The organism is Acinetobacter sp. N1-1 (genome assembly GCF_056711485.1).
In genome coordinates this window covers 198,430-219,483 of sequence record NZ_JBWXUO010000012.1, presented here as the reverse complement: position 1 = coordinate 219,483, position 21,054 = coordinate 198,430, and the positions used below count along the sequence as shown (strand labels likewise).

Sequence of the window (21,054 nt, the reverse complement as noted above, 5' to 3'; positions counted from 1 at the left end):
GTAGAACTTCGCATTTTGCGAAGGACTGCATAAAAAAAACTTCTATAATTGCGAAGAAATATACTTCGCATTTTTGAGAAGCACAAGAGGACGAAAAATGTTAACAGAGCTTATTGAGGCATGTAAGGAACGATTCGGAAGCTATGAAAAACTAGCATGGGCACTAGATACTTCACCATCGAATATATCTGATTGGAAGGCTAAACGAAGAAAACCCAACACAATTCAAGTCATGCAAATGGCTGAATTTGTTGGGTTTGATCCGTACCAAACACTTTGCATGGTCATGGAAGAAGTCGACACGAAGCATGCAGAGCTTTGGAGAAAGTGGCGTCCCTACGGGGATTCGAACCCCGGTTACCGCCGTGAAAGGGCGATGTCCTAGGCCTCTAGACGATAGGGACTTCTAGAGTATTCTGAATTTAAGTGGCGTCCCTACGGGGATTCGAACCCCGGTTACCGCCGTGAAAGGGCGATGTCCTAGGCCTCTAGACGATAGGGACACATCAGAAGGTGGGCGTATATTAGGTTTAATCTGAGGTTCTGTCAAATACTTTTTTAAGAAAAATGAAATATTTCTAAATTTTTGGTTAAAAAAAGGTCTAAATACTTAATTAACTATAAAATACTATTTATTTAAAAGTTTACCGTATTTTTTAGATTTTGTTTTAAATAGTCTGTTTGTTCGAAAATAGAACGAATAACGCTAGGGTGTTGTAAATAACCAATAATCTCATGGGGTTTATCGGCAAAGGTTGTAATGAGATGGTTTTCTACTTTTGGTGAAAGATTAAAGCGAGGCGATGCTATTGGAAAAGTTGTAAGGTAGTCATCACGAGAATAGAAGTTATACCAATCTCCATATAAAGCATTGGGGCGTTGAATGGGTGAAACGATGTGTCGTTGTACTACATTAAATGGAAGTGGAGATGCGAGTGTAATGAATCTTTCTATAGGATAGTCTTTAGAAAGTTCATGTAAAACATTATATGCAATGACTGTACCTAATGAGTGTGCAACGACAATGTGTTTTTCACCTTTTTCAAAGCACGAAATAATACGCTCGTGAATTTCTTTCTTAAATGTGGTGTCGTACCAATAGAGGTACGCTTCAGAAATGAATTTTTGAACAAGAGATTCATGTAAATTGGGGAAGTGATTGAGAAGAATAACCATTTCTTTGAGCACATGGTCTTTTGCTAGCTGTGATAGTAAAAAAAACTTACGTTTTAGAGAATATTCTTGTGATTCGTCATAATGTGGCAAGAGTGGTATTTCGAGTGCTTTTTGAATTTTTTCTTTATTGCGCTCTTTCAATTTTGGAAGTTTTTCAAAAAATGCCCAGTTGGGATTCATGGTGTTTAAATGAACGGCATTTTTCATTTTTCGTGTTGTAAGAATATCACCATAAAAAGGGAACTCTAGATTAATATCTTTTAATGCTACATTTAAATCATTTTTTTCTAAACCAATATTAAATACATCTGACCAATGATGCTCAAAGGATTGGGCATCAAAGTTCTGTTGATTAATACCGTGAATAAAAATAATTTTCATATTTATGAGAAGTACATTGTTATATCTATGAATTATTAGTATAAATGGATAAAAAAAAAGTGTAGCAAATGGCTACACTTTTATAATAAAAGACGATTGTTCTTTATTGAATATTTTTCTTGCGGTATAGGAAGAAGTGACTTACATAGCAGAGTGCGATGAAGCCAAGGCAACTATAGAAACCTGCGAGCATTTGTGGGTCTACAGCCATACTAATACAGGTAGTAACACAGAAAATAAAACCAAGAATAGGTGTAATTGGGAATAGTGGTGCAGCAAATTTTAACTCGTCTTTAGTATATCCAGATTTATACCATTGACGGCGGAAATTAAATTGGCATACACAAATAGCTGTCCATACAATTACCATTGTAAATGCAGCAACACCAAGTAAGTTCTTGAAAATTGTTTCAGGTGCAAACTGTTCTGACAGTAAGCCGGGTACAGCACCGAACATCGTTACAATAATTGCAATGATTGGCGTACCTGATTTTGTGAGCTTTGCAAATATTGTAGGTAGTTGTTTCTTCTCAGAAAGAGACCACATCATGCGTGAAGCTGCATAAAGTCCTGAGTTTGCTGCAGAAAGTAATGCTGTAATAATTACAAAACGGATAATATCTTCTGCATATGGAATGCCGATATACTTAAATACGGTCACAAAAGGACTACTGCTAACTGAACTGCTGCTTAGTCCAGCTTGTTCATAAGGAAGTAATGCACTAATTACAATAATAGTGCCTACAAAGAAAATAAGTAGACGCCAAATTGATGCATTAATTGCTTTTGGAACATTTTTCGCTGGATTTTCTGTTTCACCAGCAGCAACACCAATAAGCTCCGTTCCTGAAAAAGCAAAGTTCACAATAAGCATGGTTGCAAAAATTGGAAATATACCTTTAGGGAACCAGCCATGTGATACCAAATTGTTAAATAAAGGTGCAGATGGCTGGCTGTTGTAATGAATAATTCCAAATATTGCGAGTAACCCAAGTAGAATAAAGCTAATAACAGTAACAACTTTAACTAAAGCAAGCCAAAACTCAGACTCTGCAAACATGCGTGTAGAGCTAATATTAAGTGTAAATACAATGGCTGCAAAAACGAGTGTCCAAATCCACATAGATACGTGCGGAAACCATTCTTGCATTAAAAGTGCAGCAGCAGTAAATTCTGTACCAAGTGTTGCAGTCCAAGTGAGCCAATATACCCAAGTAATCATATAACCTGTAGCAGGTCCAATGTATTTTGTAGAGTACTCCCCAAAAGAGCCAGAAACTGGCATGTGTACGGCAAGTTCACCCAAACATAGCATGACTAGATAAGCAATTAAGCCACCTAGAAAATAAGAGATTATGGCACCTACAGGCCCCGTTTGTGCAATGACTTCACCCGAGCCTAAAAATAGTCCTGTGCCGATAGCACCACCAAGTGAAAGCATCACCAAGTGTCGGGTACTCATAGCGCGTTTGAGAGGCGCAGAATTGCCCTGATCCAATGGATCATTCGGAGATTGAGATGACGGCATGTATACACAGATTAATCAAAAAATGAAGCGGGTTATTGTAGAGAAAAGCTACAAATGTGCAATAGTATTCTAAATAGACAAAATATGCTTGCTGTATTAGCGCTACTTAAAAGAGGATGGCATATACTTTTAAATGGTTATGCTATATTTACACAATAGACTAAATCAATAAATACATATGCTCGCTGTTCTTATTTCATCACTTTTACCTTTATTTGTTTTTCTTATTTTAGGATGGGGGAGTGCTCGTATTTGGACTAAGTCTATTAAGCATAAACTTATAAAAAGTATTGGTTATGTGGTGTGGGTTTTATTAATTACGGTCGGTTACGAGTTTGGTGTTGTTTTAGCTGATCCTTCTATTGGTGTAAAAGTATGTATAGATGCTTTTTTATATGCTTCTATACTTTCAGTTGTGACATTCATACTTTTATATTTTCAGTTTTTTCAGAACAAATCATCTGTATTAGAAAAGCAAAAATCAGTAAAGCAGTTTAAAGATATTCTGTTACCGATTAAAGAATGTATTTGTGCCGTTTCAATGGTGGTAATAGGGGTATTACTGTATCAATCTATGCCGAATACTTTTTCGCATATTCCACTTACAACCTACTTGCTTTATGTTGTAATTTTTTTGATTGGTATAGATTTAGCTTCGGTAAAATTAGAAAAAATAACGTTCCAACATATTTATGTGCCATGTATGTCTTTGGTTGCTTTGTTTGTCGCTTCAGGCATCGCATGCACTTTGTTAAGGTATAATTTTATGACCTTAATGATGGTAGGTAGTGGATTAGGTTGGTTTAGCCTGTCAGGTTCTTTGGTTGCAAAATTAAGTACAAATGAGCTTGGTAGTTTTACATTACTCATAGACTTAATAAGAGAGTTGTATGCCATTATTTTTTTATATTTATTTGGTCAGTATCGTTCGCAAGCGGTTATAGGTGTCTGTGGCGCAACCGCAATGGATTCCACATTACCTTTTGTGAAAAAGAACTGTAATGATATAGATGTGCAAATTGCAATATTTAGTGGCTTCATTTTGACAATTGCAGCCCCTTTTCTTATTACTTTTTTTGCATCTATCCGTTAAACCTTAGTGTAATTTGTAATGACAATATTAAATATAAAATTAGGTAAAATATGAAACTGGCAGAAGGATTACTTAGTTGAAGTAGTAAAGAAACATTTCTGCACTTGAATGGTAGACAGCCATAAGGTGATGGTTTAGGAAAATGGTATATCGTATTCATTTAACCGATGCGCTAAAAAAATTGAAAAATTAGAAATATATTTTTAGCATAGTCAATACCGTGAGATGCTTTAGTACAAAGATATAAAAATTTAATTGTTGTTATTGAGCATATCCATCTTTGACCTTCTCATAAATAAAATACAGGTATTTAGGTTTTTAGCTTTCAGAAGTAAGAATATGATATTAAAACAAAAAATTGTGATTTAAATAGAAAAATTGAGGTGCAAACTGGTAAGTTGATTTTAGGGAGAGATTAACTAAAGTTACTCGATAAAACTCTATACTGCATCAATAGGAAATTTGAAAGCAAATGCAGCATATCTTAATAGTAAGGGGGGAGCGATACGATTATCCCCAAAAATTATTACCTTTTTAAACCTGTATGTAAATAAGTTACCTCAGACTTGGAGCCATTATATACAATAACCCCATAAAAAAAGCCTAGCATGATTGATGCTAGGCTTTTTTAGAATCTGGCGTCCCTACGGGGATTCGAACCCCGGTTACCGCCGTGAAAGGGCGATGTCCTAGGCCTCTAGACGATAGGGACATATAAACAACGAGAGACTGGTGGAGTCAAGCAGGATCGAACTGCTGACCTCTACAATGCCATTGTAGCGCTCTACCAACTGAGCTATAACCCCAGCTGTGTTGTGAGCGCTATACTATGAATAACGCTCACTAAGGTCAAGTAAAATATGTATATTATGAATCAGTTGGGTTGTTTTTAGCCAACTCTAGCGATTCATTTAACTTTTCCCACAATTTTAACTCTTTTTTACTTGGTTTGCCGACAATTTCAAGTGCATGACGTAATCGAGCATAAGTCAAATCTGGTCCAATTGTTACCATGGCGTGCATGATCGGGGTTGCACTTGTTGAGCCTGCAATTGCAATAAAGAATGTTGGCATAAAGTCACGGAGTTTAATGTCCATTTGATTTGCTAAATCCATTAAGATTTGGCTAACGGTATCATTGTTCCATGTAAAAGTTTTTTCTAAACGCCAAATTGCAAACTGTAGGCTTTGGCGCACTTGTTCAGGTGTTAACTTTTTATGCTCAAACATTTCTGCTGTCAGTGTTGGCATATGGTTAAAATAGAATGCTGACCAATTCACTGCTTCTGAAAGTAGGCTAATACGTGGTTGAATTGCTGCTGCAATATCTTCAAGTTTTTTACTATCATTTTGCCAATGAAGAATGCGACCTAATAATTCAGTTGGTGTAAGTGATTTGATCCATTGACCATTTAACCAATTCAGCTTTTCTACGTCAAAGATTGGGCCGCCGAGAGAAACACGTTTGACATCAAAATTTGCTTTCATCTCATCAAGTGTAAATACTTCACGTTCATCAGGCATTGACCAGCCCATACGTGCCAAATAGTTGAGGAGTGCTTCAGGCAGAACGCCAATATCTTTGTAGTAATTAATTGAAGTTGGGTTTTTACGTTTTGAAAGTTTTGATTTGTCTGGGTTGCGTAATAGAGGCATGTGACAAAGAATAGGCATTTCCCAACCAAAATACTGATAAAGCAATTGGTGCTTAGGAGCGGAAGGAAGCCATTCTTCACCACGTAAAACATGGGTAATTTCCATGAGATGGTCATCGACAACGTTTGCAAGGTGGTATGTTGGTAAACCATCAGTTTTGAGTAGAATTTGCATATCTACTTGTGCCCAAGGAATTTCAACTTCACCACGTAACAAGTCATTGAACTGACAAACACCTTCTTCAGGAACTTTCATGCGAATGACATGAGGTTCACCTGCTGCAAGTCTGCGAGAAACCTCTTCATTTGAAAGTTTAAGTCCACGACCATCATATTTCGGTGTTTCACCACGAGCTTGTTGCTCTGCACGCATTTGATCAAGTTCTTCTGCTGTTGCAAAGCAATAAAAAGCATGACCTTTTTCTACAAGTTCTAATGCATAGTTTTTATAGATATCCATACGTTCAGATTGGCGATATGGTGCATGTGGGCCACCAATATCAGGGCCTTCGCTCCATTCGATACCAAGCCAGCGTAGTGAATCTAAGATCATTTTTTCAGATTCGGGTGTTGAACGCTGTTGGTCTGTATCTTCTATACGGAGAATAAATTCACCGCCATGTTGTTTAGCAAAGCATAAGTTGAATAGGGCAATATATGCGGTTCCAACATGTGGAAATCCAGTCGGTGACGGAGCAATACGAGTACGAACAGTCATAGTTACTTTAATTCAAATAAAAATCATTATAACGCCAAGTGTAACGTGAAAAATATAGGTGGCAATCGATGAATTTAACTTTGAATAAGGTTTTTATTATGAGTCATGTGAAAATAGACTTTGTATAAAACGGGAGAAGCGGTCATGTTGGGCTGCAAAAAAGTTTTGTGTAGGTTGTATGTGAATCGTAGTTAAAATTTTTATATCATCAGTATTAGAGCTGAGATGGTCTACAGCTTGCTTTTGTTTATTGAGTGTTTGTTCAATTAAAGATGTTGCTGATTTTCCTGAAAGACTTTGTTTAATGGTGGGAGTTTGAGTAACTTTTGCTACATGTACATTTTCTATTGCATTGGCATACAGTGGTGTTGTAGTTGCTCCAATGCATAGGCTTAGTAAAACCAAGCGGAAAATGTTCATTTATATACTCCCAAAATATATTTTAAAAAGTGGATTTTTGGACCCGTTGTTGTAACTGAATCGTGATCGTATGTTGTACTATAACTGAATTGTATTAAATGAGACTCATTTTTATTTTACAATATGTATACAGGTATTAGAATTACATTCACATTTGGTATCTATAAAGTTATAAAAAATGTATGTATGTAGTATTGAGTATTCATATTTTATAATGTTGATGAATTTACATGCTTTGCTCATACTTTTTAACCGCCTTTTGTATAAAAAATAGATGAAAGCATTGAAAAGTCATGAATTAGGTTAATATTTTTCTACAAAAAGTTATTTGGTACTTGTAGTAAAGCCATAGATAATGTGCAATTACATTTTTAAATCATTTGATGCTTGTTTTTTATGTCACATATTTCTGTACTGCTTAATGAAACTATAGATGCGCTTCTTGCTGATCGTTGTACAGGAGTATATGTAGATGCGACCTTTGGTCGGGGTGGTCATACAAGGCTTTTACTTTCTAAGTTGGATGAAAATAGCCGTGTTTATGCTTTTGATAAAGACCCGCAAGCACTAGCAGTTGCGGCTGAACTTGAAAAAGAAGACTCAAGATTTAAAATTATTCATGCAAGCTTTGCTGATATACAAGCAGAATTAAATGCCATTGGTATTGAACGTGTTGATGGCATTATGGCAGATTTGGGTGTTTCTTCACCACAGCTAGATGAGGCAGAGCGAGGCTTTAGCTTCATGCATAATGGTCCGCTTGATATGAGAATGGACAACTCTAAAGGTCAAACTGCAAGAGAGTGGCTATTAGAGGTAGATGAAGAAGTTTTAGCAAATACAATCTATAAATATGGTGAAGAACGTTATAGTCGCCGTATTGCTCGTGCAATTAAAGAGGCAGGAGATATTGCAACGACTGCCGAACTCGCTGAAATTGTAAAAAAAGCACATCCAAAATGGGAAAAAAAGAAACACCCCGCAACAAGAGCATTTCAAGGCATTCGTATTGCCATTAATAAAGAACTAGAAGATATTGAAACTTTTTTACCCCAAGCAGTAGATTTAATTGGGCCTAAAGGGCGTCTTGCTGTGATAAGCTTTCATTCACTTGAAGATAGAATGATTAAACAGTTTATTCAGCAAGAGTCGACATTACCTGAAGATAGTGGCTGGGGAATGCCACAAAAACAAGAAGATACACGACGATTAAAGAAAATTGCACGTGTTTGTGCAAGCCCTGAAGAAGTGAAAAATAATCCAAGATCTAGAAGTGCATGGCTTCGTGTCGCAGAAGGATTGGTGAAAAAAGGCAACAGATGAAAGCAGAAGAAGTAGAAGTCATAGAAAATCAAGCCTCTCGGTTTACAGTCACGCATAAGAAAATTATTGCATACTTCTGTCTTGTACTTCTGATTTTCATAAGTGCAACGATGGTTGTGTTTGAAGTATTTGAATATAGGCACGATTATAGACAAATGACGACGTATTTAAGAGAGGAAGATGATTTGAATGCAGAGTGGGGGAGGTTGCTTATCGAACAGCAAACCTTTGGCTCGACCTCTCAAATAGGAACGCGTGCAGTGACTCAGTTGAGAATGTTCTCTCCGCCTACCGCAGATACTGTTGTAATTTCTTTACCTTCGTTGGAGCAAAAAAAATAAGGTTGCTCTATGGCTGAAAAACAAATGAAGCAAACACGTAAACTTAAGCGTTCAATTACAGAAAAACCAACTGCTGCATTTGACCAATGGCGCTTTTATTTAATTTGGGGCATGATTCTAGTCTGCTTCATTGCGCTAGTTTGTCGTGCGTTTTATGTACAAATTATTAATAAAGACTTTTTGCAAAATAAAGCCAATGCATTGATTCAGCGAGATCAAACTGTAGAGCCAATGCGTGGTGTAATTAGTGATCGTAATGGTATTCCATTGGCAATTAGCTCGCCAATCATGAAAATTATTATGGATCCAAAAGATTATTTTGATAATAAAAAACTCTATGAAGCAATGACTGCGCCATCAGCCGATGGTAAAAGACGTAAACCAAAACAAAAGTTACCTGATAAAGACTTTAATTTGGATGAGCTTGCAGATGCGGTAGGTATGGATCGTGCAACATTAAAAGCACGTATGAATGCCCATCCAAACTCACGTTATTTAGTTTTAAAGACTGAAGTGCCACCACCAGAAGCTGATGTGATTCTACAGCGAAACTTCCAAGGTATATATACAGAAAAATCATATAAGCGTTACTATCCACAGCCACAACCGAATGCTCAAATTATTGGTTTAACTAATAATGATGGTAAGGGTGTTGAAGGCTTAGAAATGAAGCTTAATACTCAATTAACAGGAGAACCTGGGCTACAGACGAATACTCGAGACAAATTTGGTAATCGTGTACGTGACCCTGATGTGATTCGACCTGTTCAAAATGGTGAAAACTTTACGTTAAGTATTGATTCTCGTATTCAATATTTGATGTATAGAGAGTTAACAGCAGCAGGTGTTGCAAACAATGCACGTTCAGCAACAGCGATAGCCGTAGATGTGAAAACGGGTGAAATTTTAGCACTTGCAAGTTGGCCTTCATATAACCCAAATGATAAAGATGACTTAAATAATAAAGATGCGATGCGTAACCGCGGTGCAATTGATATGTTTGAGCCGGGTTCAACCATGAAGCCATTTACCATAGCTGCTGCGCTCGAAAGTGGAAAATATACACTAAATTCAATTATTGATACGCATCCTGGCTCAATGCGTATTGGTTGGCATACGATTCGTGATACACATGATCATGGTGTGCTTACACTGGCAGGCGTTATTATTAAGTCATCAAACGTAGGTGCTGCAAAAATTGCCCTTTCTTTACCGCCAACGACATTACCAACAACTTTTAGGCGTTTTGGTTTTGGCTCAAAATCTGCTGTACATTTCCCAGGTGAAAGTGCAGGTCTAATTTTGCCTCAAAAATATTTAAATGTCTCAGAAATAGGCACTATGGCATATGGTTATGGCTTAAATGCGACAGTATTACAGCTTGCACAAGGCTATGCCATGTTAGCTAATCATGGTAAAGAAATGCCATTATCTTTATATAAATTAGACCAACCTGCGGAAGGGAAACAGGTGCTTGAGCCAAAAATTGCCAATGAAATTGTAGGTATGTTGGAGCAGGTAACACAGCCAGGGGGAACTGCACCTCAAGCACAGATTCCTGGCTATAGAGTTGGGGGTAAAACAGGTACAGCGCATAAGTTGAATCCAGACCGTAAAGGATATTCTAAAACACAATATCGTGCATTATTTGCAGGTATTGCTCCAATTAGTAATCCACGTATTGCAATGGTGGTTGTGGTAGAAAATCCACAAGGTGCTTATTACGGTGGTTTGGTTGCTGCACCTGTCTTTTCAAGAATTATGCAAGAGTCTTTGCGTTTGCTGAATGTACCCTTAGATAAACCATTACAATCTACAAATGTTCGGCGATAAGTGAGTTTTTATGTCTATTACTTTGCAGGAAATTTACCCCGTTGAAACACAAGCATCTTGGGTAAATCAATCTTTTGAAGGCTTCTGTTTAGATAGTCGGTATATTCGTTCAGGGCAAATTTTTATTGCATTGAATAGTTATAGTCAGCCTGAAAAAACACTTAATTTTGCACAAGCTGCCTTGGATAAGGGCGCTTTAGGTGTAATTTCTGAACAGGCATTGGATATTGAAAATAGTATTATTTGCGCTGATGTCCGTCATTTAATGGGCGCGTGGCAAAAGATATATTTAGAGAGAAAAAAAACTGTTGAAACAGCAAAAATATTGGCTGTGACAGGCACAAACGGTAAAACGACGATAGCGCGTTTAATGGCGGAATTGCTAACTTTACAGCATAAGCGCTGTGCGGTTATGGGTACAGCAGGAAATGGAATTTTACCTAATCTTGTAGCATCATCTCATACCACGTTAGATGCACTCAGTTTACAAAATGAGCTTTACCACTATGCTGAGCAAGGGGCGCAGTTCGTTGCTTTAGAGGCAAGTTCGCATGGGCTTGTACAAGGGCGATTAAGTGGCTCAAATATAGAAGTTGCTGTTTATAGTAATCTAAGTCGAGATCATTTAGATTTTCATGGCACATTAGATGTTTATGCGGCAGCAAAAGCACAGCTTTTTCAGTTTCAAACACTTAAAACAGCCGTCATTAACTTAGATGATGCGTATGCATCAGTCATGCAAGAGGCGGCGAAAAACAACCCAAGCCAACCTCGTATCTTAACGTATTCAATGAAAGATCATACGGCAGATTTTTATGTGTCTGATATTTCATTTAGTTTAGATGGTGCAGAATTTACTTTGCATACAGTCGATGATGTATACCATGTTAAAAGTCCGTTGCTAGGTCATTTTAATATTGAAAATCTGGTTGCAAGTTTAATTGCCGTTGCAACGTTGGGTGAACCTCTTCAAGATTTAATTGAACAGTGTTCTTTACTCGAAGGTGCGCCAGGAAGAATGCAAGTGATTCGTGATAGTGAGCGCATTTTTGTAGTTGATTATGCCCATACGCCTGATGCACTGATTCAAGTTCTTGGAAGTTTAAAACGTCACGTCAATCATCAGCTATGGGCTATTTTTGGCTGTGGTGGCGATAGAGATCGTGGTAAGCGTATTCTTATGACACAAGCTGCCATAAATGGGGCAGATCTTGTGGTTTTAACATCGGATAACCCTCGTACAGAAGATCCCGCACAAATTTTTGCAGATATGAAGCAAGGCTTCACGTTATCTGAAAATTTAAAAGAAATTGATGATCGAAGAGAAGCCATAAAATATGCAGTGAAGCATGCAAAAGCGGGTGATATTGTGGTTGTTGCAGGCAAAGGGCATGAAAATTATCAAGAAGTGAATGGTGTAAGACACTGGTTTGATGATGTGGTTGAAGTTAAATCTGCAATGCAGGCACAGCATACAGAGCCGAAAGCATATTTAGCAGGAGATTATCACTAATGCATACATCAACAACAAGCTTGGGAAAACTTACACCGTGGTCAGCAGATGATTTGCAACAGGCAACAGGTGGGTATTGGTATCAAGATAAAAAGCCATCAGAAGTCTTGAAACGTATACTGACAGACTCTCGTCATGCAGAACAAGGGGATGTATTTCTTGCATTAAAAGGTGAACGTTTTGATGGTCATACGTTTATTTCTCAAGTTGCATCACATGGTTGTACGGTTGTTATCGTTTCTGAGCCTGTCGCTGAAGTAGACCATATTTTTCAATTGGTGGTGTCAGATACGCGTATAGCACTCGGTCATTTGGGCGCATTTCGCCGTCAGTCTTGTCAAAACTTGCAGGTTATTGCACTGACTGGAAGTAGTGGTAAAACAACAACAAAAGAAATGCTAAGTAGTATTCTAAATGGAGTTGCACCGACACTTGTGACACGTGGTAATTTAAATAATGACTTGGGTGTGCCCATGATGTTGTTGGAATTATTGCCTGAACACCGTTATGCAGTGATGGAACTTGGTGCAAATCATCAAGGTGAAATTGATTATACATCTAATTTAGTGCGCCCTGATGTTTCTGGTATATTAAATATTGGAACAGCCCATTTAGGTGAGTTTGGCGGGCGCGAAGGAATCTGTACAGCCAAATCTGAAATATATAATCACTTATCTGAAACGGGTATTGCAGTTGTACCTGCAAAAGATGACTTTACGGTAAATATTTTAAACACCACTCAGCACCTTGAAACGCTCAGTTTTGGTATGGGGGGAGATGTTTTTGCCACAGATGTTCAGTTAGAAGCGCAGCAGTCAATATTTTGTTTGCATACACCTAAAGGTACAGCAGATGTATGTCTGCCATTTGCAGGTGAGCACAACATATCAAATGCATTGGCCGCTGCTGCTTTTTCAATTGCACTAAAAATTCCACTTACACAAATTGTAAAAGGTTTACAACATGCTGTTGGTGCAAAAGGGCGTTTAAACTTTATTCAACGTCATCAATACACATTTATTGATGATACATATAATGCAAATCCAAGTTCGATGCTTGCAGCAGCAGATGTATTGTTGAAACAGAATGGCTTTAAAGTCATGGTAATTGGTGATATTGGTGAGTTAGGTGCAGAAGCAGAGCAGGAACATATTGCTTTGGGACATAAACTTTCTGAAAAAGAAATCGATTATATTGTGGCGATAGGTCAATATTCAAAAGCGATTAAGTCGGGTGCTCAGGCATCGGATAAAATAATAAATTTTGAGACGCAGGCACAAGCGTTGCCTGCTTTAATTCACATGATTGAAAAACATCAACCTCAGTCTATGAACTTCTTGTTTAAAGGTTCTCGCTTTACCCATATGGAGACGTTGATGGCTGACTTGATGGAGAAGCTTTAAATGCTGTTATGGTTGTTTAAACAATTGGCAGGGTTTGATACATCCTTCCTTGTTGTTCGGTATCTGACATTACGTGCATTGCTTAGTGTAATCACGTCACTGTTAATTGGTTTGGGTTTAGGCCCAGTTATGATTCGCAAATTACGTGCTTTAAAGTATGGTCAAGCGGTAAGTAGTTATGCTCCTGAGGGTCATGCGCAAAAAATGGGTACGCCAACCATGGGTGGTGTACTTATTTTAATGTCTATTGGCATTAGTACATTACTTTGGGCAGATTTATCGAACCCTTATGTATGGATCGTACTTGGGGTTATGGTGATTTTTGGTGCAGTTGGTTGGGCAGATGACTGGATTAAAATTCGCTACAAGGACAATGCAGGTTTACCTGCACGAAAGAAGTTTTTTTGGACTTCTGTAGGTTCACTCGGTGCAGGTCTTGCGTTGTATTGGATTGCAAATTCGCAAGGTAATCCGATCGTTACTCATAATATGCTAGACCTCCTTGTGCCTTTCTTTAAGAATATTAGTATTCCATTGTCAGCCATTCCATTCGGTTTAGCATTTCTAGCATTTACTTATCTTGTCATTAATGGCGCTTCGAATGCCGTGAACTTAACAGATGGTTTAGATGGCTTGGCCATTATGCCTGTTGTTCTTGTTGCTGCTGGACTAGGTGTATTCTCTTATCTGTCTGGTGATATTCGTTTTGCAAGCTATTTACATATTCCATATGTGAAATATACCTCAGAGCTTGTCGTGATTTGCTCTGCCATGGTGGGTGCGGGTCTAGCTTTCTTATGGTATAACGCACATCCTGCACAAATCTTTATGGGTGATGTTGGTGCATTGGCACTTGGTGCAATGTTAGGCACAATTGCCGTAATGGTAAGACAAGAAATCGTTTTTGCTATTATGGGTGGTGTCTTTGTAATGGAAGCAATTTCTGTTTTCTTACAAATTGGCTCACTCCGAATGCGTAATAAGCGTGTTTTTCTCATGGCTCCTTTACATCATCACTATGAGAAAAAAGGTTGGAAAGAAACTCAGGTTGTAATTCGCTTTTGGATTATTACGATTTTCTTAGTAGTTTTAGGTCTAATGACGTTAAAATTGCGATAAGCTAAAGAAGAAACAAAAAAGCTGGTGATTGACCAGCTTTTTTTATGATGGAGTCTGAGCAAGTGGAAGCAATTGCTAAACCTTATTTAATGTGTCCTGTTTGCCGTGAGGCACTCCTTTTACGGGAAAAAACTTGGCAATGTGCCCAAAAGCATAGTTTTGATGTTGCGAAACAGGGTTATGTGAATTTACATGTTGTTCAGCATAAGCATAGTAAAACACCAGGGGATACACCTGAGTCTGTGACTGCAAGACGTGCTTTTTTATCGGAAGGTTACTACTCACCTTTAAAAGAAGCAATTACAGCATGTATAGAAAAATATGCGGTAAAATACTTACTAGATATTGGTTGTGGTGAGGGGTATTACACCAGTGCAATGCAAGCATCTACAGATATTTGTGTGGGTGTAGATATTTCGAAAAGTGCTGTACAGAGCGCTGCAAAAACCAATAAAAATGTGACGTGGATTGTGGGAACTGGAGCAATTTTACCTGTGTTAGATGCATCTATGGATATGTGTACTACAGTATTTAGTCCAATTCCTACATCTGAGATATTAAGGGTTTTAAAGCCTGAAGGGTATTGTTTAGTTGCGGTTGCTGCACCAGAACATTTATATACAGTGAGAGAAGCATTATTTGGGGAAGTTAATTTACATGACCCTGAAAAAATACAAAAACAGCTTCAAAATGAATTCGATCTTGTCGCACAACAGTGTATAGATGCACCTTTGACTTTAGATCAAGATGCACTCAAAAATTTAGTTGCCATGACACCATATGCATATAAGGCAAAATTAGAGTGCCGTGAACAATTAGAGTCAAAGCAATCTTTTGATGTAACTGCAAGTTTTCAGCTATATGTATTTAAAAAGAAAGCCGTTTAATTAAACGGCTTTCTTTTATTGAACTTGGTTAATGAGTTGCTCTAGATCGTCTTTTTTGGGCTGAGGAACGATATTTTCTTTACCAGCAGTATTGCTACTTTCACCGTCATTTGGGATAAGTCCTGAATCTTCTGGTAATCCTCCGAAGTCTTTATTGTTTGGGTTAGTATTTTTAGGTGGTGCTGGTTTATATATTGGACGAGCCATAGGAGGAGATACGCGATCTTCACTTTGTACTTGACGTTGTTGTGGTGTGAGGTGTAAATCGGGATCTGCAGCATTTTTATCAAATGTGACCCAAGCATAAGGTGTGCCACTGAGCGCATTTTTCATGAAGTTTGCCCAAATAGGAAGGGCGGCAACCCCACCATATTCTCTTTTGCCTAAAGTAGTTGGTTGGTCAAATCCAACCCAAGTTACGGTCACTAATTTTCCATTAAAACCTGAAAACCATGCATCACGGGCATCGTTGGTTGTACCTGTTTTTCCACCTAAATCTTCACGTCCAACTGAAAGAGCTGCACGACCTGTACCAATTTGAATTACGTCATGTAATATATTTGCCATGTCGTAAGCTGAACTCGATTTAATGATTCGCTGTGCTTGACGGTAGTCACTTTTATTTTTATCTACTTCTTTAAGTTTAGGTGTTGTTGTCATATTCTTATCATGTGTTAAGAATGCCTCATCATCAGGAGTATTTGAAACCTGTCCTGACTTGTTGGCTATATCTTCATTTATACATGGAATACAAGCATAGTCGGGATTAGCTTTGTATAATGTTTTTCCATAAGCATCATCAATATGGTCGATAAAAAATGGCTCTATACGATAGCCACCATTTGCAAAAGCTGCATAGCCTGTAGCCATTTGAATCGGAAGTACCTGTGGTGTTCCTAGAGCAATTGTATAGTTACGAGGAATTTGATTTTCTTGTAAACCAAAATCCATTAATAGCTGTCGAGCACGCTCAATGCCTACACTTTGTAGCAGACGTACAGAAACTGTATTTCTAGATAAATAAAGTGCAGTTCGTAAAGGAATCATACCTAAAAAACGCCCATCAGAGTTTTTAGGTGACCATTTTCCAATGGTAATTGGATCATCATCAACCATGGTATTTGGTGTCATACCGCGTTCAAGTGCTAAAGCATAAATAAATGGTTTAATGGTTGACCCAGGTTGTCTCCAACCTTGTAGTGCCCTATTAAAGGTAGATTGATAGTAGCTATAGCCTCCAACAATTGCTTCAACCGCACCATTGTTAGGATTTAGGGCAATGAGTTGGCCTTGTACTTTAGGAATTTGAATAAGTGACCAAACTGTTTCAGTCGCATTAGGGCGTAAGCGTACAATATCGTTCACTTTTACAATTTGCGATGCCTTTGTTGGTGCAGGGCCAACACTATTGGCATTGTGATATGGTTTTGCCCAAGCCATACCCTCCCAAGGAATTGTTACTTTTTTACCATCTTTGAGTTCTGCGACAAAGGTAGTCGAGTTAACTTCAAGCACTTTAGCAGGGTAAGCATTCGCATAAGTAAAAAATTGGCTTAAAGGCTGATCATGTGCTTCAGCACCACGCCAGCCATGGCGGCGATCATATTCTTCTAAACCATTTTGTACGGCTTCTTCAGCATAAGCCTGACGCTTACTATTGATTGTAGTATAAATTTTAAAACCAGCATCGACAGCTTGGGGACCAAATTTATCTACGATTTCCGAGCGAACTAATTCGCCAATATATGGAAACTGAGTGGTTATACCACGATCAGGCATATCTAGATTTAATGGTTCTGCAACAGCAGTCTGATATTCATGCTGATTGATATAGCCAAGTTGCAGCATTCTTCCTAAAATCCAGTTCCTACGTTCAAGCGCGCGCTCTGGGTTTGCAACAGGATTATATTTAGATGGTGCTTTAGGTAATCCTGCAATCATTGCCATTTGAGCAATGCTCAGTTGGGTTAGATTTTTATTGTAATAAATCTTTGCGGCTGCAGCGATACCATAAGCATTTTTACCGAGGAAGATTTTATTTACATAAAGTGATAGAATTTCTTCTTTGCTTAAATTTTGTTCTAGCTTTCGTGCAAGGAATACTTCTGTAAGTTTTCTTTTAAGTGTTCTTTCAGGGCTAAGATAGTAGTTTTTTGCAACTTGCATTGTAATCGTTGAACCGCCTGTTTGGACATCTGATCCAGAGATACTTTCACTGACTGCACGTCCTAGGCCTTTTAAACTGATACCGCTATGCTCAAAAAATGAAGAGTCTTCAGCAGCTAAGAAAGCATGAATAAACTGAGGGGGGATTTGTTTATATTCAACAGGTACTGAAAGTCGACCACCATATTCACCAATAAGCTGGTTATCGGAGGTATAGATTTGGATAGGCTTAAGCAAAGGTGCTTTTTTGATGCTACTCATATCAGGAAGAGATGGTGCAATGTAGAGATACATGCCATAAAATCCGACTGGAATTGCTAAAAGTAGCATAAGAATTAGCAAAAAAAGTGGGTATATTCGACCTGAGTAATATGGGTTTTTCATAATATATATTAATTTTGATATATGAATTGGGTAGCAAAATGCAAGTATAGCTTAGAATGTTCGCATGAAAAGTACTATATACGTTATTATATTGGTTATGTTGCAAACAGAACTTTGCGTTGTGACATTTTTGATAAAAAGTAGATTGGGGTTGGGAAAGTTATTGTGCTTAGGTTAAATCGTAAACCGAAAAAGGGGTTAATAGGAGTTGATATTAGTTCGACTTCTGTGAAAATTTTGGAGCTTTCTGTAAAAAGTGGGCGTTATGAAGTGCTATCTTACGCGATTGAGCCTCTTCCTGAAGGGGCTGTGGTCGAAAAAAACATTTTAAATCCTGAAGCTGTAGCAGAAGCAGTTGAAAGTGCTGTTGCGCAAGGTAATCCAAGATCTGATGAAGCTGCATTTGCTGTACCTACAGCAAGCGTAATTTCAAAGGTAATTGAAATGGATTTAGATATGACTGATGAAGAGCGTGAAGTTCAGATTCGTTTAGATGCAGAGCAATATATTCCATTTCCATTGGATGAAGTGAGCTTGGACTTTGAAGTGGTTTCAGTTGTTCCAAATAAACAGAATAAAGTAAATGTTTTATTGGTGGCGACACGTACGGAAAATGTCGATTCGCGAAATGAAGTACTTATTTATGCAGGCCTTTCACCTAAAGTGGCTGATGTTGAGAATTTAGCTGTTGAAAGATCATTTTCAATTTTTTCTAATACATTGCCTATTGCTGCAAAAGTTGTTGCGTTGTTTGATATAGGTCATTCAATGATGACCTTATCAGTATTGGATCAAGGGAAAATCGTTTATACACGTGAACATAGTTTTGGTGGTAAGCAGCTGACATTAGATATTCAAAATCGTTATGGATTATCTTATGCTGAGGCCGGCCGTGCCAAAAAAGATAGTAGTCTGCCAGAAGACTATGAGACTGCAGTATTGCGTCCTTTTATGGATGCATTAGCACAGCAAGCGACACGTTCATTACAGTTATTTTTCTCAGCCTCTCAGTATGATGAAATTGATCATGTGCTATTGGCAGGTGGTACAGCAAACTTAGAAGGGCTAGCGAAATTCTTGCAAAGTACATTGAGCTATCGTGTCACTGTGGCAGATCCTTTCTTAAAAATGACTTTTTCACCACAAGTAAATATTAAAAAAATAAAGCAAGATGCCCCATCTTTAATGGTTACTTGTGGTACTGCGTTAAGGAGTTTTGATTAATGTCTAAAATTAACTTATTACCTTGGCGTGATGAACTCCGTGAAACAAGAAAAAAAGCTTTTGTTTTTATCTCGGTGCTTTCGGCTTTAGTTGGTGTTGTAATTACAGCATTGGCATGGTTCTATTTTGATCAGACATTAAATGATCAAACTCAAGCAAATCAAATTGTAACAACAAGTAACCAAGATTTAGATCAAAAATTGAAGTCTTTAGATGGGTTGCAAGAACGTAGAAAAGAGATTGTTGATAGAATGCATTTAATTCAGAATCTACAATCACAGCGTCCTGTTGTCGTTCGTCTATTGGATGAGTTGCCACGAGTGATACCTAAAAATGTATTTTTGACTAAATTTACACGTAATGGTGATAGTTTTACACTTGAAGGTCGTGCTGAAAGTCCAAATGCTGTTGCTGAGATGATGAGGTTAATGTCGGCTTCTCCTTGGTATCGTAATGTATTTATGAGTTCTTTTTTAGCAAATGATAATAAAGGGACAACAAGTGCAATAGGCTCTGTTGTACCACGTGATGAAGATAAGTATGGAAACTTTGTAGTCACGGCAAATCTAAGCGAAAAAGCAAATGATTTAAATGCATTAACGAATATTGAGCAAAGAGGGGAGTAAGTAATGGATAAAAATGACAGTTTACATGATTTTTCAGCACAGCTCCCAAAGCAAAAGATGACGTTGAAAAAATTTACACAGCAATTTAATTCTTTGGATGCAAATAATTATGGAAGCTGGCCTCTTTTAGTCAAAGCGACTTGCTGGCTGTTTATTGTTTTTATAATCTGTATCGTTGGCTATTTTGCAGTTATTAGCAATATAATTGAGCAAATTGCTGCTGCTAAGTCTCAAGAAGAAAGTTTATTGAATGAGTATCGTCAAAAAGAATCAACACTACGAAATTTAGAGCGATATCAACTTCAGTTAAAAACTATGCAAGATAGTTTTAATGAACAATTACAGCAATTGCCCAAAGAGTCTGAAATACCTGGTTTAGTAGAGGATATTAATGTGACTGGCGTAGAGTCTGGATTGAAGTTTAAGAATATTCACTTAGATCCTGAAGTCCGCCAAAACTTTTTCTTAGAACAACCTATTTCGATTGAGGCAACAGGTGATTTTCATGCCTTTGGACAGTTCGCAAGTGATATTGCTTTATTGCCTCGAATTGTAACGTTGCATAATTTCTCAATTACTGCACAGTTAAATAGTAATAGAAGATCTGAAATCCCAGAGTTAACTTATATTATTAATGCGAAAACATATCGTTATTTAGGTAGTGAAAGTTCAACACAATCAAACACAAAGAAAGGGGCACATTAATGCGTTATCAATTAACTTGTCTAGTGTGTGTATTACTACTTTCTGGATGTGATTCAAGGGTAGAAGAGGTAAATGGGCAAATGGCCCAGATTAAGAATCAACCGCCACTTCCTGTTGAAAAGGCACCAGTGTTTGAAACGACACCTTCATTTCAATATAGTGCGCAAAATATTCGTAGTCCATTCTTGCCAAGCTCTCTTTATACTGAGTTAAAAGTAATGGCTGGTAAACGCGTCTATCCAAATTTTTCACGAGCACCACAGCCGCTTGAGGCATATCCGCTTGAGTCCTTAATAATGAAAGGAACACTGCGTGGAGCAAATGGACAAGATGTAGCATTAATTCAAGCACCAGATTCACAAATTTATCGTGTGCAGACAGGCAACTATATGGGGTTAAATCAAGGTCGAGTTGTGAAAATATCTCCAACAAAGCTTGATTTATTAGAAGTTGTTTCAGATGGTAATGGCGGATATGTTGAACGGCCACGTGCACTTATTTTATTGGGCCAAACGTCTTAATTTTTTTGGGGATAATAATGACAATTGTAATTCAATAC

17 protein-coding genes and 4 tRNA genes are annotated in these 21,054 nt (G+C 37.7%); 12 read left to right on the top strand and 9 right to left on the bottom strand.

Annotated elements, in window-relative coordinates:
- Window positions 1–328: 328 nt before the first annotated feature.
- The 4 genes from AC1MPL_RS01230 to AC1MPL_RS01215 all read right to left on the bottom strand — a co-directional run bounded on the left by AC1MPL_RS01230 (window position 329) and on the right by AC1MPL_RS01215 (window position 3,085).
- A tRNA-Glu gene (locus AC1MPL_RS01230) sits at window positions 329–404 on the bottom strand.
- Window positions 405–427: 23 nt separating this feature from the next.
- Window positions 428–503, bottom strand: a tRNA-Glu gene (locus AC1MPL_RS01225).
- A gap of 133 nt (window positions 504–636) precedes the next feature.
- Complete coding sequence (locus tag AC1MPL_RS01220; protein ID WP_479763587.1) at window positions 637–1,557, bottom strand: lipase family protein; 921 nt, start codon at window positions 1,555–1,557, stop codon at window positions 637–639.
- A gap of 103 nt (window positions 1,558–1,660) precedes the next feature.
- Entirely contained in the window at window positions 1,661–3,085 is a 1,425-nt protein-coding gene (locus AC1MPL_RS01215) for an amino acid permease (protein WP_479763586.1), read from the bottom strand.
- A gap of 178 nt (window positions 3,086–3,263) precedes the next feature.
- On the opposite strand from AC1MPL_RS01215, the gene AC1MPL_RS01210 reads away from it, so the two are divergent.
- Window positions 3,264–4,178, top strand: coding sequence for a LysO family transporter (locus tag AC1MPL_RS01210; RefSeq protein WP_479763584.1), 915 nt, complete (start codon window positions 3,264–3,266; stop codon window positions 4,176–4,178).
- Between the two features lie 636 nt (window positions 4,179–4,814).
- On the opposite strand, the gene AC1MPL_RS01205 is transcribed toward AC1MPL_RS01210, so the two are convergent.
- The 4 genes from AC1MPL_RS01205 to AC1MPL_RS01190 form a co-directional block, all read right to left on the bottom strand.
- Window positions 4,815–4,890, bottom strand: a tRNA-Glu gene (locus AC1MPL_RS01205).
- Window positions 4,891–4,908: 18 nt separating this feature from the next.
- Window positions 4,909–4,984: transfer RNA gene (locus AC1MPL_RS01200), tRNA-Ala, on the bottom strand.
- Between the two features lie 61 nt (window positions 4,985–5,045).
- Window positions 5,046–6,551 carry a glutamate--tRNA ligase gene (gene gltX, locus AC1MPL_RS01195; RefSeq protein ID WP_479763583.1) on the bottom strand — a complete coding sequence of 502 codons (1,506 nt, stop codon included), beginning with the start codon at window positions 6,549–6,551 and terminating at the stop codon, window positions 5,046–5,048.
- A gap of 96 nt (window positions 6,552–6,647) precedes the next feature.
- Window positions 6,648–6,971, bottom strand: a complete 324-nt coding sequence (locus tag AC1MPL_RS01190) for a hypothetical protein (RefSeq protein ID WP_479763581.1) — start codon at window positions 6,969–6,971, stop codon at window positions 6,648–6,650.
- 396 nt (window positions 6,972–7,367) lie between these two features.
- On the opposite strand from AC1MPL_RS01190, the gene rsmH reads away from it, so the two are divergent.
- The 7 genes from rsmH (at window position 7,368) to AC1MPL_RS01155 (ending at window position 15,390) form a co-directional block, all read left to right on the top strand.
- Complete coding sequence (rsmH, locus tag AC1MPL_RS01185) at window positions 7,368–8,294, top strand: 16S rRNA (cytosine(1402)-N(4))-methyltransferase RsmH (RefSeq protein ID WP_479763579.1); 927 nt, start codon at window positions 7,368–7,370, stop codon at window positions 8,292–8,294.
- A complete protein-coding gene (ftsL, locus tag AC1MPL_RS01180) occupies window positions 8,291–8,635 on the top strand; it encodes a cell division protein FtsL (RefSeq protein WP_479763578.1) in 345 nt (114 codons plus the stop codon). Before rsmH ends, ftsL begins: the two co-directional genes overlap by 4 nt.
- Window positions 8,636–8,644: 9 nt before the next feature.
- A complete protein-coding gene (ftsI, locus tag AC1MPL_RS01175) occupies window positions 8,645–10,468 on the top strand; it encodes a penicillin-binding protein PBP3 (protein ID WP_479763576.1) in 1,824 nt (607 codons plus the stop codon).
- 10 nt (window positions 10,469–10,478) lie between these two features.
- Window positions 10,479–11,981: a UDP-N-acetylmuramoyl-L-alanyl-D-glutamate--2,6-diaminopimelate ligase gene (locus AC1MPL_RS01170; RefSeq protein ID WP_479763574.1), complete on the top strand. Its 1,503-nt coding sequence runs from the start codon at window positions 10,479–10,481 to the stop codon at window positions 11,979–11,981.
- Window positions 11,981–13,384, top strand: coding sequence for a UDP-N-acetylmuramoyl-tripeptide--D-alanyl-D-alanine ligase (locus AC1MPL_RS01165; protein WP_479763573.1), 1,404 nt, complete (start codon window positions 11,981–11,983; stop codon window positions 13,382–13,384). The genes AC1MPL_RS01170 and AC1MPL_RS01165 overlap by 1 nt, the downstream gene beginning before the upstream one ends.
- A complete protein-coding gene (mraY, locus tag AC1MPL_RS01160) occupies window positions 13,385–14,503 on the top strand; it encodes a phospho-N-acetylmuramoyl-pentapeptide-transferase (protein WP_479763571.1) in 1,119 nt (372 codons plus the stop codon).
- Window positions 14,504–14,574: 71 nt separating this feature from the next.
- The gene (locus AC1MPL_RS01155) at window positions 14,575–15,390 is read left to right on the top strand and encodes a putative RNA methyltransferase (RefSeq protein ID WP_479766122.1); all 816 of its coding nucleotides are present in this window, start codon (window positions 14,575–14,577) and stop codon (window positions 15,388–15,390) included.
- 15 nt (window positions 15,391–15,405) lie between these two features.
- Here AC1MPL_RS01155 and AC1MPL_RS01150 read toward each other — a convergent pair whose 3' ends face one another.
- Window positions 15,406–17,940: a penicillin-binding protein 1A gene (locus AC1MPL_RS01150; protein ID WP_479763569.1), complete on the bottom strand. Its 2,535-nt coding sequence runs from the start codon at window positions 17,938–17,940 to the stop codon at window positions 15,406–15,408.
- Window positions 17,941–18,105: 165 nt separating this feature from the next.
- On the opposite strand from AC1MPL_RS01150, the gene AC1MPL_RS01145 reads away from it, so the two are divergent.
- Genes AC1MPL_RS01145 through AC1MPL_RS01130 form a run of 4 tightly spaced genes read left to right on the top strand, consistent with a single transcriptional unit; the run spans window position 18,106 to window position 21,016 of the window.
- Window positions 18,106–19,164 carry a pilus assembly protein PilM gene (locus AC1MPL_RS01145; RefSeq protein ID WP_479763567.1) on the top strand — a complete coding sequence of 353 codons (1,059 nt, stop codon included), beginning with the start codon at window positions 18,106–18,108 and terminating at the stop codon, window positions 19,162–19,164.
- Entirely contained in the window at window positions 19,164–19,790 is a 627-nt protein-coding gene (locus AC1MPL_RS01140; RefSeq protein WP_479763565.1) for a PilN domain-containing protein, read from the top strand. The genes AC1MPL_RS01145 and AC1MPL_RS01140 overlap by 1 nt, the downstream gene beginning before the upstream one ends.
- Before the next feature lie 3 nt (window positions 19,791–19,793).
- Window positions 19,794–20,495, top strand: a complete 702-nt coding sequence (locus AC1MPL_RS01135) for a type IV pilus inner membrane component PilO (RefSeq protein ID WP_479763563.1) — start codon at window positions 19,794–19,796, stop codon at window positions 20,493–20,495.
- Window positions 20,495–21,016: a pilus assembly protein PilP gene (locus AC1MPL_RS01130; RefSeq protein ID WP_479763562.1), complete on the top strand. Its 522-nt coding sequence runs from the start codon at window positions 20,495–20,497 to the stop codon at window positions 21,014–21,016. Before AC1MPL_RS01135 ends, AC1MPL_RS01130 begins: the two co-directional genes overlap by 1 nt.
- Window positions 21,017–21,054: the final 38 nt, after the last annotated feature.